General features: G+C 48.0%; 16 protein-coding genes. 3 read left to right on the top strand and 13 right to left on the bottom strand.

Annotation, left to right across the window (positions count from 1 at the left end):
• Positions 1-50: 50 nt before the first annotated feature.
• From CRO03_RS10400 to CRO03_RS10350, 10 genes are all read right to left on the bottom strand, one after another.
• Positions 51-1,688 (bottom strand): CTP synthase, encoded by a 1,638-nt coding sequence (locus tag CRO03_RS10400; RefSeq protein WP_097111560.1) that lies wholly within the window; start codon positions 1,686-1,688, stop codon positions 51-53.
• A gap of 221 nt (positions 1,689-1,909) precedes the next feature.
• Complete coding sequence (locus tag CRO03_RS10395; protein WP_097111559.1) at positions 1,910-2,848, bottom strand: YihY/virulence factor BrkB family protein; 939 nt, start codon at positions 2,846-2,848, stop codon at positions 1,910-1,912.
• 178 nt (positions 2,849-3,026) lie between these two features.
• A complete protein-coding gene (locus CRO03_RS18425; protein WP_170948991.1) occupies positions 3,027-3,179 on the bottom strand; it encodes a hypothetical protein in 153 nt (50 codons plus the stop codon).
• A gap of 477 nt (positions 3,180-3,656) precedes the next feature.
• A complete protein-coding gene (locus tag CRO03_RS10380; protein ID WP_097111558.1) occupies positions 3,657-4,019 on the bottom strand; it encodes a hypothetical protein in 363 nt (120 codons plus the stop codon).
• Positions 4,020-4,139: 120 nt separating this feature from the next.
• Positions 4,140-4,418 carry a hypothetical protein gene (locus CRO03_RS10375; RefSeq protein WP_097111557.1) on the bottom strand — a complete coding sequence of 93 codons (279 nt, stop codon included), beginning with the start codon at positions 4,416-4,418 and terminating at the stop codon, positions 4,140-4,142.
• Positions 4,419-4,539: 121 nt separating this feature from the next.
• Entirely contained in the window at positions 4,540-4,803 is a 264-nt protein-coding gene (locus CRO03_RS10370; RefSeq protein WP_097111556.1) for a hypothetical protein, read from the bottom strand.
• Positions 4,804-4,936: 133 nt separating this feature from the next.
• Positions 4,937-5,659 (bottom strand): hypothetical protein, encoded by a 723-nt coding sequence (locus CRO03_RS10365; RefSeq protein WP_097111555.1) that lies wholly within the window; start codon positions 5,657-5,659, stop codon positions 4,937-4,939.
• Positions 5,660-5,775: 116 nt separating this feature from the next.
• A complete protein-coding gene (locus CRO03_RS10360; protein ID WP_097111554.1) occupies positions 5,776-6,039 on the bottom strand; it encodes a Txe/YoeB family addiction module toxin in 264 nt (87 codons plus the stop codon).
• Positions 6,032-6,286, bottom strand: a complete 255-nt coding sequence (locus tag CRO03_RS10355) for a type II toxin-antitoxin system Phd/YefM family antitoxin (protein ID WP_097111553.1) — start codon at positions 6,284-6,286, stop codon at positions 6,032-6,034. Before CRO03_RS10355 ends, CRO03_RS10360 begins: the two co-directional genes overlap by 8 nt.
• Before the next feature lie 264 nt (positions 6,287-6,550).
• Positions 6,551-8,113 carry an IS1182 family transposase gene (locus CRO03_RS10350; RefSeq protein WP_097111552.1) on the bottom strand — a complete coding sequence of 521 codons (1,563 nt, stop codon included), beginning with the start codon at positions 8,111-8,113 and terminating at the stop codon, positions 6,551-6,553.
• 983 nt (positions 8,114-9,096) lie between these two features.
• Here CRO03_RS10350 and CRO03_RS10335 point away from each other — a divergent pair.
• Genes CRO03_RS10335 through CRO03_RS10325 form a run of 3 tightly spaced genes read left to right on the top strand, consistent with a single transcriptional unit; the run spans position 9,097 to position 10,665 of the window.
• A complete protein-coding gene (locus CRO03_RS10335) occupies positions 9,097-10,068 on the top strand; it encodes an integron integrase (protein ID WP_097111550.1) in 972 nt (323 codons plus the stop codon).
• 55 nt (positions 10,069-10,123) lie between these two features.
• Positions 10,124-10,414: a type II toxin-antitoxin system Phd/YefM family antitoxin gene (locus CRO03_RS10330; protein ID WP_245861593.1), complete on the top strand. Its 291-nt coding sequence runs from the start codon at positions 10,124-10,126 to the stop codon at positions 10,412-10,414.
• Positions 10,411-10,665: a Txe/YoeB family addiction module toxin gene (locus CRO03_RS10325; RefSeq protein ID WP_097111548.1), complete on the top strand. Its 255-nt coding sequence runs from the start codon at positions 10,411-10,413 to the stop codon at positions 10,663-10,665. Before CRO03_RS10330 ends, CRO03_RS10325 begins: the two co-directional genes overlap by 4 nt.
• Before the next feature lie 37 nt (positions 10,666-10,702).
• Here CRO03_RS10325 and mazG read toward each other — a convergent pair whose 3' ends face one another.
• Genes mazG through rlmD form a run of 3 tightly spaced genes read right to left on the bottom strand, consistent with a single transcriptional unit; the run spans position 10,703 to position 15,080 of the window.
• On the bottom strand, positions 10,703-11,509 hold the full coding sequence (gene mazG / locus CRO03_RS10320) for a nucleoside triphosphate pyrophosphohydrolase (protein ID WP_097111547.1): 807 nt from the start codon (positions 11,507-11,509) through the stop codon (positions 10,703-10,705).
• Between the two features lie 25 nt (positions 11,510-11,534).
• Positions 11,535-13,733, bottom strand: coding sequence for a GTP diphosphokinase (relA, locus tag CRO03_RS10315; RefSeq protein ID WP_097111546.1), 2,199 nt, complete (start codon positions 13,731-13,733; stop codon positions 11,535-11,537).
• 9 nt (positions 13,734-13,742) lie between these two features.
• Positions 13,743-15,080, bottom strand: a complete 1,338-nt coding sequence (rlmD, locus tag CRO03_RS10310) for a 23S rRNA (uracil(1939)-C(5))-methyltransferase RlmD (protein ID WP_097111545.1) — start codon at positions 15,078-15,080, stop codon at positions 13,743-13,745.
• Positions 15,081-15,101: the final 21 nt, after the last annotated feature.

The raw sequence follows: 15,101 nt of genomic DNA, 5'->3' as shown, positions 1-15,101 counted from the left end.
CCCCTGTTCTAAAACGAAAAAGCCGGGATATCCACCCGGCTTAGCAAAAGTTATACGCGTTGCTTTTTCTGAAATTTGTACGCCGCAGCGACAAAGGCCTGAAACAGCGGGTGACCATCACGTGGGGTCGAGTTAAATTCCGGGTGGAACTGGCCGGCAACAAAAAACGGGTGAGACGGAATTTCAATCATCTCAACCAGTTGGTTATCGGCCGATAACCCCGATACCACTAACCCTGCCTCTTCTAGTTTTGGCCGTAAGTTGTTATTCACTTCGTAGCGGTGACGATGCCGCTCCTGAATAACCGCCTTGCCATAAATCTCGCGGGCTTTGGTATTATCAATAAGGTTACAGTTCTGGCTACCCAGACGCATGGTGCCCCCTAAATCAGATTCATCTGAGCGGGTTTCCACTGAGCCGGCAGCATCCAGCCATTCGGTAATTAAACCAACAACCGGGTAAGGTGTGTCTTTGTTAAATTCAGTAGAGTGCGCTCCTGCCATGCCGGCCACATTACGGGCGTAGTCAATCAGCGCCACCTGCATGCCTAAACAAATACCTAAATAAGGCACACCTTGTTCACGGGCATGTTGCGCAGCCATTATTTTGCCTTCGACACCGCGCTCGCCAAAACCGCCAGGCACCAGAATGCCATCCAGGCCCGCCAGAATACCAACGCCTTTGCTTTCCACATCCTGGGAGTCAACATATTTAATATTCACGGTAACCCGGTTTTTCAGGCCGGCGTGGCCCAGCGCTTCGTTTACCGATTTATACGCATCTGGCAGTTCGACATATTTACCCACCATACCGATGGTGATCTCACCCATCGGGTTCGATTCCTGATACAGCACCTGTTCCCATTCCACCAAATCGGCTTCCGGTGCTTCAATATGAAAACGCCGGCAGACTAAATCGTCCAGGCTTTGCGATTTCAGCAAGGCCGGGATCTGATAAATGCTTGAAACGTCTTTTAATGAAATAACGGCTTTTTCTTCAACATTGGTAAATAACGCAATTTTGGCGCGTTCATTGGCCGGGATGGCGCGGTCGGAGCGACACACCAGAATATCCGGCTGAATACCGATAGAGCGCAGCTCTTTTACTGAATGCTGGGTAGGTTTAGTTTTAATTTCACCGGCGGTGCCTAAGTACGGCACCAGCGTCAGGTGCATAAATAAGGTGCGCTCACGGCCCACTTCGGTACCCAGCTGGCGAATGGCTTCTAAAAACGGCAGCGATTCAATATCGCCGACGGTGCCACCAATTTCCACGATAGCAATATCGTAACCTTCAGCGCCGCGCACCACCCGGTTTTTAATTTCATTGGTAATATGCGGAATAACCTGAATAGTGGCCCCCAGGTAATCACCACGGCGTTCTTTACGCAGCACTTCAGCGTAAACCCGTCCCTGGGTAAAGTTATTCAGTTTGGTCATTTTGGTGCGGATAAACCGCTCGTAATGGCCAAGATCCAGGTCAGTTTCAGCGCCATCTTCAGTAACAAATACTTCACCGTGCTGAATGGGGCTCATGGTGCCCGGGTCGACGTTAATGTAGGGGTCAAGTTTGAGGATGGTAACCTTTAAGCCACGCGCTTCCAGAATCGCTGCCAGCGACGCAGCAGCAATGCCTTTACCTAAGGAGGAAACCACACCACCCGTCACAAAGATATATCTTGTAGTCATGAGACCCCTGAGACAATGTTAATCAATAGAAAATACCAACAATGCAAAACACCAGGTCGCCGGTGACTGAACACTGGGCTACTACGGGTGTGCAAGAATTGGTATCAGGACGGGAGGAAAGTATAGCAAAGGCTTCGCAGCCACTCAATGTAAAGCTGCGGCTGGAGATGATTTATTCCGGTAGCGGCCAATATCCGAAATTAACCGGTGTAGTGTCAGCTTCAGCTTTGCGGCACGTCATCAATTAACTCCCGATGCACCCGCACCGCAGTGCTTTTAGGGCGTATGCTCTTGCCCCGGCCTTCGAGGTGCGCCCGGGTAAAGGCCGCCCCAAACAGCAAAATCATTGAAGAGTAGTTTACCCAGAGCAGCAGCAGTGCCAGAGAGCCCGCGGCGCCGTAGGCCGATGCCGTCGCCGTATAGGCCAGGTAAATGGAAATCAACGACCGCCCCACGGTGAATAAAATTGCGGTAATAACGGCACCGAGCAACACGTCGCGCCACGACAGCAGCACATCGGGCAGGATCTTAAACATCGCCGCGAACAACAGCGTAATAACCAGCAGTGACAGCACTAACTCCATCCCTACCATCGCCCAGCCGGGAATTGGCAGCCAGCTTTCGGCATAGGCCATCACGCTGCGTAAAGCCACTGACAACAGCAGCGAAACCAGCAAAATAAAGCCAATAGCCAGGATTATGGTCAGCGACAGTAAGCGGCTTTTGATAAAGATCCACAGGTTGCTTTTAGAAGGGCGCGGCGCAACGTCCCATATTTGATTCAACGACTGCTGCATCTGGGCAAAAACCGTGGTGGCACCCACTATGGTAGCGACGATCCCGATCAACGCCGGCCAGATGCCACTCTGGTCAATTTGCGAATTAACTACCGCTGTCTGCACCACACCAGCGGCTTGCGAGCCCAATGTCCCCTCAAGCTGAGTAAACAATTGCTGCTGCACTGCACTCTCGCCTATTATCAGCCCGACCAGCGCCACCACTACCACTAAAATCGGCGCGATAGAAAAAACGGTGAAAAATGCCAGTGCCGCGGCATAAATAAAGGCCTGACTGCCCAGCCAGTAGCGGCTGGTAGCCCCCAGAATACTTAACCAGTGCCGGATGCCCGCAGGCAGTTTGTTGTAGATCTTGAAAACCATAGTCAAAAATGCCTTTGTCTGTAATCCAGCCATACCGGAAGTAAAGATAGATAAATGAGGCTAACAGAAATAACAACAGGGTTGCAGCTATAACCAACGCTGTCTGGCTAAGTGAAGCTGTAGTTTCGGTCAAATCTTTGCCGCGCAACAATATAAAAAAGACGTCTGCAGACAGACATCAGCTTGACTTAAAATCCTTGTTCAGCACATCAAGTTCTTTTAGTTTTTTCTCAAGTTTATCTAGCCGGGACAATGAAATAATGCCAAAAACCAGGCCCATCGTTCCCATCGACATACCCATAATTCCAAATATAAAACCGCTATTTTCCATGTTAATCACTCCTCTTTGCATATCCAGGCCGCTAATTGCGGTATTCAAATCATTATTATAATAGTAGCTCAACCTGGCAGGCGCTCAAACGTTGGACCTTCCGCTGCCCATCCTCACGATAAAAAATGCGACACGGTGGATTCACTACCTCCCTGTATACCGAATCAGGAAGCTCTGGAGGAATCCGCCCGGATTGAGGGAATTTTCCAAACGTTCGGTCTTATCGAAAACTTCCTGGTCCAGATGAGTTGTGGCAACAGGCTTGTGGTAACAATTTCCCAGGGTTATAGAACATAGACGTTTCGCCCCAACTCGATTTTGGCACTACACCTTCAAAATCACTTGCGATTCTCTCAATGATATCGGCTACTTGCATCTTGCTATCCCCTAAACTGCTGACGCCTAAATTTAGCGCGGAAAACCGCGCAGCGGGTTGACGTCGCAGCAAGCGCTATCTGCCGGCGATAAAATTTATTATTATATTTTTTTGGCCGTTACTTCGACCTTATAAATATTTTTACCCTCAGTGCCAATCTCGATTACCGCTTGCTTATCAAGCGCTACACGCAACACTGGTTCAGCAAACTTACTAAATGAACCATTTTCAAATTTGTGTAACGATGACGTCAAAGTAACGACGTCATCATTAAGGGTTGGCGTAACATCAAACATCAGCACATCTTTTGCAGTAATGGACTGTAATTGCCCACTTTTAGTCTGCATTACGTCCGCTGCAACAAGCTCGTTATTCACGTAAACACTCACATTTAACTCTAAAGGCTCATTAGCAAAAACGGAGAAAGCAGCGACAAGTGATAAAACAGAGAGTACTTTTTTCATTAAATTATTTCCCTATAAAGCAATTGGGTTGGGTTAAGTAAAACAGCCGCCACAAAGGCGAGCAACTTGTTGCGAGTCTAGCGCCCAAAGGGCACGTTTTTGATAGCGATTGTTATACATTTATACGGTTGCTGCATAAAAAATAGTACCGATGCCACACAAAGCTGATGCAAAACCTAGAATACGAATCCGATTATTAAAAATATCCTGGTCTACGGAAAAGCGCTCAGTGCGCTGCAGCCCCACTACAAAAAGCAGAATTGACAGCGCCAATAGCCCAAACATGGCAAACGGAGCTTTATCAAAAAGTGCCACATAGCCTGCTAAAGCTACCAAAACTGACAGCGACATCCATAATGCAGCGAAGAAAATGCTTTTGGCTGGCTTTACAGAGCTCAAACTAAACTCTCCTGAATGTATAACGCATTGCTAATTGGCTGCCGCAGCGCGGCATAGGCAATCCAGTGGAGACCACGCTGTTTGTGGCCGGAACGAAATTCAGTAGCTTGTTATGGGGCATTTAATGTTTAGCAATTGTTGAATGGTGCATAACCCAATAAGCTAAAGCAACAAATACACCACCAACTAAAACGGCTAAAGACCAGAGCCAGCAGTTAACAAATGCCAAAGAACCATGCTCTGTTTGCATCTTTTTGGCATCGTTAAATACTGCCGCACTAAACGCAAGATGTACTAAAAGCGCACCTATCATTGGCAGAACATTCCACATTAAGCCAAAAGCCATTACCTGATCAGAATTGAGATTATTAAAATAGAAATCCATTTAACTACCCTTTCTTAAAGATCTGCTTGATGATGCAATCACATAAGATCCGCAGCACAAGCCGAAACTCGCGCAGCCGTTGAGGTCCAGGCCACGCAGTTGCCGATTGTGACTGCGCTTGTTACTAAGAAACTTAGTTGAGACTATGCTTGTCCCTACCTATCAAAATTCTCATAACCCCATCTTTAACTTCATGGTTAAACATTACGCTAGCACTTTTATCTCTCCAATCTTGCTCGCCGAGTGCTTTAGAAAATAAAGTGCCCAGGTTCATTGCATTATTTTCATTCGCCGTAATTTTTAACTCACAGATAGACGCCTTACAAGTTAACTCTTGAATATCGAATTTATTTTCTTCGTCTGCTAAAACTAGATCACGGATATTTGCCTCGTATTCATACGCCCAGTTTCCATCAACTTCTTCTTCCCTAAATTGTTTAAGCGCTTTATCTTCAATACTTGAAATACTCTCTCCGCTTCTGATTCTATTAGCAAAGGCCAATAGAATATCTGTATCCTTTTTCATTTCTATATTATCAGATGCAAAAGTTTCTACTTTTCTCGGGTGAGTATCAGGAACAGCTGTTCTTTCTTGTAAAACAGGAGCTCTTTTCAGCTCTAATAGCTCTTCATTCAGTGACGCAACTGATGTTTTACTAGTTTGTAACTCTAATTGATAAGCTGACATATCACTTTGTAATTTTTTTAAATCTTCAGTCAACTGGAGGTTCAGCTCGCTTAGAGCCACATAGTCCTTTACATGCCTTTCATTAGCACTATGAAATTTAAATGCAGCAAATCCAGCGGCTAATGTAGTTGCGGTAAGAATACTAATTAGTAAATTTGATAATTTCACGAAATCTCCTTATTTCTCGTTTCAATATAACGCTTTACTCACCGGAAAATGACGAGCGCCAGCGAGTTATTTTTCCGGTGTAGTAACTTGTTAGCTGCCTTGTCCAAGGGTCGAATCTAATAGTGATAACGGCACGAGATTATCGTAATCGCATTATCATCAACTGCGTACACCAACCTGTTCGTATCATCTATACGTCGGGACCAAAAACCTGCTAAGTTTTCCTTTAACGGCTCTGGCTTACCAATGCCTTCAAACGGTGAGCGTCTAACGTCGTTTATAAGCTTGTTTATTCGTTTGAGTGTTTTTTTGTCCTGAGTTTGCCAATAAAAGTAATCTCTCCAGGATTCGTCAGTCCATGACAGTAAACGACTACTCATCAATCAAGTCTCTGCAGGTTACCTTACCTGCCTTGAATTGTTCAATCGAGCGATTCAAATGCTCAGCATTGGCGGGTGAGCGCAGTAAGTGCACTGTTTCCATCAGACTATTGTAGTAGTCTAGCGACATAACAACAGCATCTTCCGAATCACGCCGAGTGATTACGGTTGTATCCGCGTCATTAACTACGGCATCCAAGACGGCTTTTAAATTATTTCTAGCTTCTGTAAAAGAAACGATTCTCATACAACCTCCACATGTACGTTTCACAGGACAAGTATAGCCTCAAACCTTAACATGTACAACATGATGAACATGTTGATTGTAACAGCTAACGAGCCTGTAGAAAAACCTGTTAAGAGCACAGCATTTCTATCCCGGCTATTCTGTTTATTATTTGTTAGCGACTTTGCATGCTTTTGGTGGGAATTTCAAGACAAGATTTATTGGATGCCATTTCACTTAAACAACTGCTTTAGTTGGCCTTGTTGGGCGCTATCGCCAGTCTGTTTATCCTAACTTACCGTATCGGCTTACCTTCTCCAGATTATGTACCATACAATACAACTGCCATTGGCCCTGCACCTTGGTTTTGCCTCGTAAACTAAACCTGTTAAGCCCCTTATTGGTGCCAATATTGCCAAACACCGGCTCTACTACCGACATTCTATGGCTGTAAATTTGTTTACCGGCTTCGCTGTCTACCCGCTGTTTCATCCAGTCGGTGTAATTCGGTGGCGCATTGGCTTTAAGGATAAACGACACCTGCCTACCGCTGCCTTTTCTATGATTGGCAGACTCTGGCGTTTGCATGCACTGTTCTTTTAAATCACAATTTCGGCATTGTAATAGTCTGCCGCTAAACAACACGCGTTCTCGGCCATTTGGCTCAGTTCTTATTCCCCAGTTTGTTAATGTATTACCCGCCGGGCAAATACAGGTCATCGCTATTGGGTCAAACTCAAAAACACTGGAGGGGAAGATGGGTTTTTGCCCCTTTGCCTTGTCCTGATGGCGCTTGCCGTATTTTTGCTTTTGCTCGCTGAATTTCGGGTCGCGTTTTCTAAACTGGTTATCCGGTACATAGCCGTTTATCTGCTGCTGATACAGGTAATGGTTGTTAGCCTCATTAGCAAAGCCGGTATCGGCTGTTACCACCGTTTTACCGGCAAAAATATTCTCGCTAATCCCCAGGTTTTTATAGCGCTGTTTTATCTTTTCCAGCACCGGCACTAAGGTGTGGTGCTCTTGCCCTTCGCCAAACGCTTGCGCATCCACGATTATCTGATGCTTCTTATCCACCGCCGCCACGCCGTTATAGCCCTGAAGTGTGCCTTTGCTGGTGGTCATTTTGGCTGATTCGTTGTCGGTGATGTTACTTTTCACTTCCGTGCGCTTTTTGCCCTGGCCCATCCGTGGACTGGCTGTCTTTAAAAAGTTAGTTATCTTGTCATGTGCCTTATTCAGCGTGTCGATACTTTGCTGGTGCCGGGCTTTACGCGCTTCATCGGCCGATGCCAGTTCATCCAGCTTCTTATGCTGCTCCAAGTGGTAGCGAATTTGCCGCTTCAGTTTATCCCGCTTCGCTGCCAACTCTTTAAAGGTGCCAGACCACTCTTTGGCAGCATTCGAGGACATTTTGCAACCGTCTATCGCGAACAACTCATTGCCTAATAACCCCTGTTGATGGCATACCAGCAATACTTGCTCAAACAGCTGCGCAATTTGCACCGACGAGCTACTGACAAAGGCTGCTATCGTCGTAAAGTGTGGCACGGTATCGCATGACAGCGCTTTAAAGATGATATTGGTTTCGCAGCACCACTGTATTTCCCGGCTGGAGGTGATGCCCTTGGAGTAGGCAAACAAAATAATCTTTAACAGCACAGCGGGGTCATACGCCGGGCGGCCGTTATCCTCATTTTGGTATTTGCTGTTAAATATCGACAGGTCCAGCTTGTTATCAATCAGGTAATGGATGGCGTGTTCAAAGGTGCCGGGTTGCAGTTGGTCGAGATAGTTAATCACCACCATGGCACTTTGGTTGTAATCGTAAGGGATGTATTTAGGCATTAGGCGTTGTCCATTTTTTAATCAGACAACGCTATTTGATCACAAACTTGATCGCGTGAAAAGAGGTTTTTCTACAGCCTCAACGCTTTGCTAATTGGCTGCCGCAGCGCAGCGTAGGCAGTCCAGTGGAGGCCACGCCGTTTGTGGCCGGAACGAAATTAAGCAACTTGTTATGTGTGTTTAAGCAAGTTTGCATATTTTTAGCTCTAACTTTTCGACGACTATTACTACCGGACGACCTTTACTATCAGTGACCGTGGCATTTTCGTTCCCATCTCTGCTATCGAACCATTCCAAGTTTGATGCAACTTCAGCGTGATCATTTAGAACCCATTTATCACCGTCTTCGTGGAAAATGACTGAGATTGGGAAACATGGCAAATCTGACTCGCTCAAAACACTTCACTCTTTACTGCGGACACATAACGCTCAAAGCAGCTGCGCGGTACGCGTCGGCTGCCTTTGCTTGTTAGCAGCCTGAACCGAACTTTCGCGGCTTGCCGCACTGGCAAACCCAAACAACGGCACGGCTGCTTTTAATTAAAAACTAAACCCGTTAACTGCGACACAGCGAGCCAACCGGAACCTGTAAAACTGTTAAGCGAAGCCAAAAAGAACAACGCTACCGCACCACCAGAGATTGCACCTAACCGACAACTTGGCTAGCTTTGACTATTTGCCAGTGCCGCCAGGAAAGCCGAACGCGAGCAAGGCCGGAACAAAACTACTGACTAAAACCGTTAAAACCCGAAAGCCTGCTAACGCTTATTCGACGGAAAGATCCATATTTAAAGACGGATTTTTCCATATTTGTAAATACTAATTCCTTGTACATTAACCAGAAACTCGCCTTCAGACAATATCGTATAGAAATTAATTTTTAACACGACGAGACAAATACGGATACATCCGCCTAACAAAGACAACTTGACTTCTCAGAAATAACTGTATACTTAAACAGTGCTTTTTTTGGGAGGTACTCAATGCCGCAATCATCACCATTTTTGCAATACATCGCTGATGAAATGTATACCCGACGCTATGCCAAGCGAACTGTAGAAACTTATCTGCATTGGATTAAGTTTTTTATTATTTTTCACAAAAAACAACATCCCAAAGATCTGCTTGAGCAGCATGTAGAGCAGTTTTTAACGCATTTGGCCGTAACCCGAAATGTTGCTGTGCAAACTCAGGCACTTGCGCTTAATGCATTAAGTTTTTTGTATAAAGAGATTCTTAAGCGGCCGCTGGCGTTAAACCTTAACTTTAATCAGGCGATTAAACCACGAAAGTTACCCGTTGTTCTGACCAAGTCTGAGATTAAGCAGCTTTTTACCTGTATTGACCCACCGTATTTACTCTTGGCGCAGTTGCTGTACGGCAGCGGCCTGCGGCTGATGGAGGCTGTGCGACTGAGGGTTAATGCCATTGATTTTGATTATTTATCTTTGATGGTGTGGCATGGTAAGGGCGGTAAACATCGCAGGGTAACGTTAGCCCCGGAATTGATTGAGCCATTGCACCGACAAATTAGGCTGGTAGACGCTTTTTACCAACAAGATATACAGACGTCTGAATTTGCAGGCGTTTGGTTGCCTTTTGCCCTGGCACGTAAGTATCCTGCTGCACCCAAAGAACTGGGGTGGCAGTATCTGTTTCCCTCTGCCCGTTTAAGTATTGATCCGCAGTTTAATGTGTTACGTCGCCACCATATTGACGAATCTGGGTTACAAAAAGCGGTGCGCGCTGCGGCAAAAAAAGCTGGCATTGCCAAAAATGTTACCTGCCATACATTACGTCATAGTTTCGCTACGCATCTACTGGAAGCGGGAATGGATATTCGAACAGTACAAGAGCAGCTTGGTCATACCGATGTTAAAACTACCCAAATATACACCCATGTACTAAAGCAAGGGGCCAGTGGAGTAAAAAGCCCGCTGTCGATGTTGGTGTAATGATGTTACCACTTTCACCATCGCTGCATTGCGTACAAGTATAAGTACAACTACAATGTGTCCTGTATTTGCCAGCACAGAGATATCACTAATGGACACCATGAGTTATTCAGCGTTTCGCGCCCAACTTGCCACAACCTTAGACAAGGTTAACGACGACCATAAGCCGGTACTTATCACCCGTCAAAACGGTAAACCAGCAGTACTGATCAGCCTTGAAGATTTTCAGGCTTACGAAGAAACGGCCTACCTGATGGCCAGTCCGAAGAATGCGGCACGTTTAAACCAGGCAATTGCCGAAGTTGAATCCGGTAAGCTGCTGGTAAAAGAGTTAATTGAAGAATGATGTTAACCTTTGCACAAACTGCATGGGAAGATTATCTGTATTGGCAGCAAACAGATAAAAAAACGCTGAAACGAATCAATACGTTAGTTAAAGAAATAGCCAGGCAGCCATTCGCAGGCATCGGCGACCCCGAGCCGTTAAAGCACAACTGGTCAGGCTATTGGTCACGACGGATAGACCGGGAGCATCGGCTGGTTTACAAAGTGACAGACAATCAGATTGTTATAGTGCAGTGTCGGTATCACTATTAGCCTTTACCTGTTTCAATGCTTTACCTGCTGCCATTCTTTACTTGTTGCCATTCTTTACCTGCTGCCACAGCGCTTCCATTTCATCCAGGTTACTTTGCTGCGGGCTTTTTCCCTGCTCGCTAAGCGCCTGCTCAACGCCACGAAAGCGCCGTTCGAATTTGTTATTGGCTGCCCGCAGTACCGCTTCCGGATCGAGTTTATGCTTGCGCACCACGTTTACCAGGGCAAACATTAAGTCGCCCAGCTCTTCTGCCAGCTGTGGGCTGCCGGCAGCAGTTTGTTCCACTTCCAGTATTTCTTCTTTTACTTTATCCCAGCAACCGTCGACTGTCGGCCAGTCGAAGCCGACAGTGGCACAGCGTTTTTGCAACTTATTAGCCCGGCTAAGGGCCGGCATGGCCTGCGGAATATTGTCCAGCACACTGTGCTGGCCACTTTGTTTGCGCTCGTCACTTTTCAGGGCTTCCCAGTTTTGCAGCACCACTTCTGCATCAGCGGCGTTTGCTGTAGCTTCTGCCTGCAAGTCGCCAAACGCATGACCAAACACATGCGGGTGGCGCCGCTCCAGTTTATCGCAAATGGCTGCCACGCAATCATCAAAGGCAAAACGGCCGTCTTCTTTAGCCAGCTGGGCATAGAACACCACCTGAAACAGCAAATCACCCAGCTCGTCTTTCAGCTCATCAAAGCTTTCGCGGGCAATAGCGTCGGCTACTTCGTAGGCCTCTTCCAGAGTGTAGGGCACTATCGTCGCGTAACTTTGTTTAAGGTCCCACGGGCAGCCGGTTTGTGGGTCGCGTAACCGGCTCATAATGGTTAAAAGGCGCTGAATATTATCTGCCACACTGCTCTCTTTTTTTGGTTAAGGCTTAATGATGAAACCGTTTGGCTTCGACTACGTCATCTATCTGGCTGACTTTACTTAGCAACTTATTCAGCGAGTCGAGGTTATACAGTTCCAGCGTCATATTAATGACCGCGGTTTGCTCTTTAATATCGGAGCTGCTGCTCATTTTCGTGACGTTGGCTTTTTCATTAGCCAGAATACTGGTGATATCACGCAGCAAGCCGTTACGGTCATGGGCAACAATCCGGATATCCACTTCATAACCCGAGGCATACTTATCGCCCCAGGTGGCATCGACTACCCGCTCCGGATGACTGTCCTGCAAGGTTTTAAACTGGTCGCAGTCGTCGCGGTGAATCGCAATGCCCCGCCCCTGGGTAATGTAACCAATAATGGCATCGCCCGGCAGCGGCTGACAACAGCCTGCCATATGGGTCAGTAAATTACCGACCCCCTGCACCACCACGTCGCTTTTGCTTTTGCTGCCAGGCAGCGGTTTAGTCTTAAGACGCGGGTCAATTTCCGGCTGTTCCAGCTTACCACTCTGGCTTTGAATAAAGTGCACCACCTGGGTGACTTTAATTTCACCGCCACCAATACCCACCAGCAGCTCGTCCATTGCGTTAACATTAAAACGGCTGAGCACCTTGGCCGGGTATTCCATCACCAGATTTAAGCGGGTTAATTCGGTGTCCAGCAGCTCTTTACCGGCTGCCAGGTTTTTATCCCTGTCCTGCAACCGGAACCAGTATTGCACTTTGGAGCGGGCCCTGCTTGATTTTAAATAGCCGAGGTTCGGGTTGAGCCAGTCACGGCTGGGGTTGGGTTCGCGCCCGGTTAAAATTTCTACCTGATCGCCGGTTTTCAGCTGATAAGTAAAGGGCACAATGCGGCCGGAAATTTTGGCGCCAATACAGCGATGGCCAACGTTTGAATGCACATAATAGGCAAAATCGAGTGGTGTCGATCCTATCGGTAAATCGACAATATCGCCTTTCGGGGTAAACACATATACCCGGTCTTCAATGACCTGGGTGCGCAGCTCTTCGGCCAAATCGGTGCCGTCGACCACATCTTCCTGCCATTGCAGTAACTTACGCAGCCAGCCAATTTTTTCATCATTGGCGACCACTTTATTGCCGCCGACGGCGCCTTCTTTATAGCGCCAGTGCGCGGCAACCCCAAGTTCTGCATCTTCATGCATTTGCCGGGTACGGATTTGAATTTCCACGGCGCGGCCCTGCGGCCCCAAAACCACGGTATGAATAGACTGATAACCGTTTTGCTTCGGGGTGGCGATATAATCATCAAACTCTTTCGGTAAATGGCGCCAGCCGGTGTGGACGATACCCAGGGCACCGTAGCAATCCTGCACCCGGTCGGTAACAATGCGCACCGCCCGGATATCAAACAGCTGGTCAAAACTCAGCTGCTTTTTCTGCATTTTTTTCCAGATACTAAAGATGTGTTTCGGCCGGCCATATACCTCAACGTCAAGTTTGGCGTCCTGCATTTTCTGGCGCACCGCAGCAACAAAATCCTGCATATACTGCTCGCGATCTAACCGCTTTTCTTCCAGTAAACTGGCCACCTGCTTGTATACACCGGGGTGCAAATAGCGAAAGGCTAAGTCTTCCAGTTCCCATTTCAGCTGACCAATACCCAGCCGGTTGGCCAGCGGGGCGAAAATCGCATTGGTTTCTTTCGCCGCCAGTACCCGGGTTTCTTCGTCAGCGTCTTTTACCTCACGCAGATAACAAATTTGCGCCGCCAGTTTCAACACCACAGCGCGCACATCTTCCACCATCGCCAGTAGCATTTTGCGCAAATTATCCGCTTGCTGCGGGTTAACACTCTGGTTGGCGCCGGTAGGAATAGTGCGAATCGCATCCATTTGCTGCACGGAGTGCAGCAGACCAATCACGGTTGGGGTAAACTCAGCAGCCAGCTTGTCTTCGCTGAGCAGATGGCCATCAAATGCCGGAAATAACAAGGCGGCCAGCAGCGAGTCATGGTCCATTTTCAAGTCAGCCAGAATTTCTACCATTTCCCAGCCGGTCCGCACCTGGGCGATGTTGTCATCTAATCCCTGCTGCTTCAGCCATAAGCCACAATTGAGCAAGGCGCTGATTTTCTTTTCAGTCAATCCCAGCGAACACAGCCACTCCAGTGTATCGCCGCCATGATAGCCACTACTGTGCGATTGACGAACCCTGACCATGAAAACTCCTTATTTTTTAACTGGCAAGCTGAATAATGCCATCAGCTCCAGGTGGCTGGTATGCGGAAACATATCAACGCCAGCCAGTTTGTCTAACTTATAGCCCTGGCCAAGCAATACCTTGGCATCGCGGGCAAAGGTGGCAGCGTTGCACGACACGTACAATATCTGTGCCGCTTTAAGTGCAGCCACCTGCTCTATTGCGCCCTGCGCGCCGGCCCGGGCCGGGTCCAGCACAACTTTAGTGTAGCGCTGGGTAACCCAGGGTGCATCAGGCCAGGGCAAGTGTAAGTCGGCCCGGGCAAAACTGGCATTGCTAAGACCATTAAGTTCGGCATTGGTTGCCGCCTGCTGCACCATTTTGGCCACCCCTTCAATGCCCTGCACTGTTTTGGCATGCCTGGCCAGCGCCAGACTGAAGTTACCAATACCGGCATATAAATCCAGAATAGTATCGTCGGCGTTTACCTTAAGCCAGGCCAGCGCCTGACTAACCATTTGCTGGTTAATGGCCTCATTTATCTGGATAAAATCACCCGGCTGAAATTGCAGCTTAATCTCCTGCGCTGCCAGGGTATACGCCGGAACAGGGGTGTCAGCCTGCCAGGGCTGCAATGTCTCTGTACCGTCATCGCCCAGAAAATACGCTTGTGGCCAACTTTGGCTGAACAGTTGCTGCTGCGCCTGAGTTAACGGTTTGACATGCCGCACCACCACATAGGGTCGCTCTGCGGCAACAAACAGCTCCAGATGGGTAATTGCTGCAGGCTCGGGCAAGGCTTTAATCACCGGTGGCAATAGCGTCAGCGCGGGTGTCAACAGCGGGCTTAACATGTTGCACTCGCCAATGGCGGTTATGGTTTTACTGCCCTCCGCGCGAAAGCCTACACTGAGCCGGCGTGTTTTTTTATCGTACCAGACACCCAACCTGACTTTACGCCGGTAATGGCTATCCGGGCCACTAAGCATCGGCTGCCAGGGCAAACTATCAAGCCCGGTCTGGTGGCGGATCAGCTGATTTACGCCGTGCTGCTTTTGCTGGCGTTGCCGGTCGTTGTCCAGATACTGCAACTGACAGCCTCCACACTGGTTGAAATGCGGGCAAAAGGGCGTTTGCCGTTCTGGTGCCGGTTGCAGTACTTTTGTGGTGCGGGCTTTCAGAAAGCCGGGCTTATCTTCCAGCACCAGCGCCTGCACTTTTTCACCCTGCAAGGCGCCGCTGACGAAGGCAATTTTTTGCTGGTAGCGGCTAAGACCATTTACTTCGTAGTCCGTACTGTCGATATCCAGGGTAAGGGTTACCCCGGCCAGGCTGGCTTTCGCCTTTGCTTTGTATAGTGTGACCATCTGAGCTCTGTGTTATAGGCA

Source organism: Arsukibacterium tuosuense, assembly GCF_900215315.1.
Classification (GTDB): domain Bacteria; phylum Pseudomonadota; class Gammaproteobacteria; order Enterobacterales; family Alteromonadaceae; genus Alishewanella; species Alishewanella tuosuense.
This window is presented reverse-complemented; position numbering and strand designations above follow the sequence as displayed.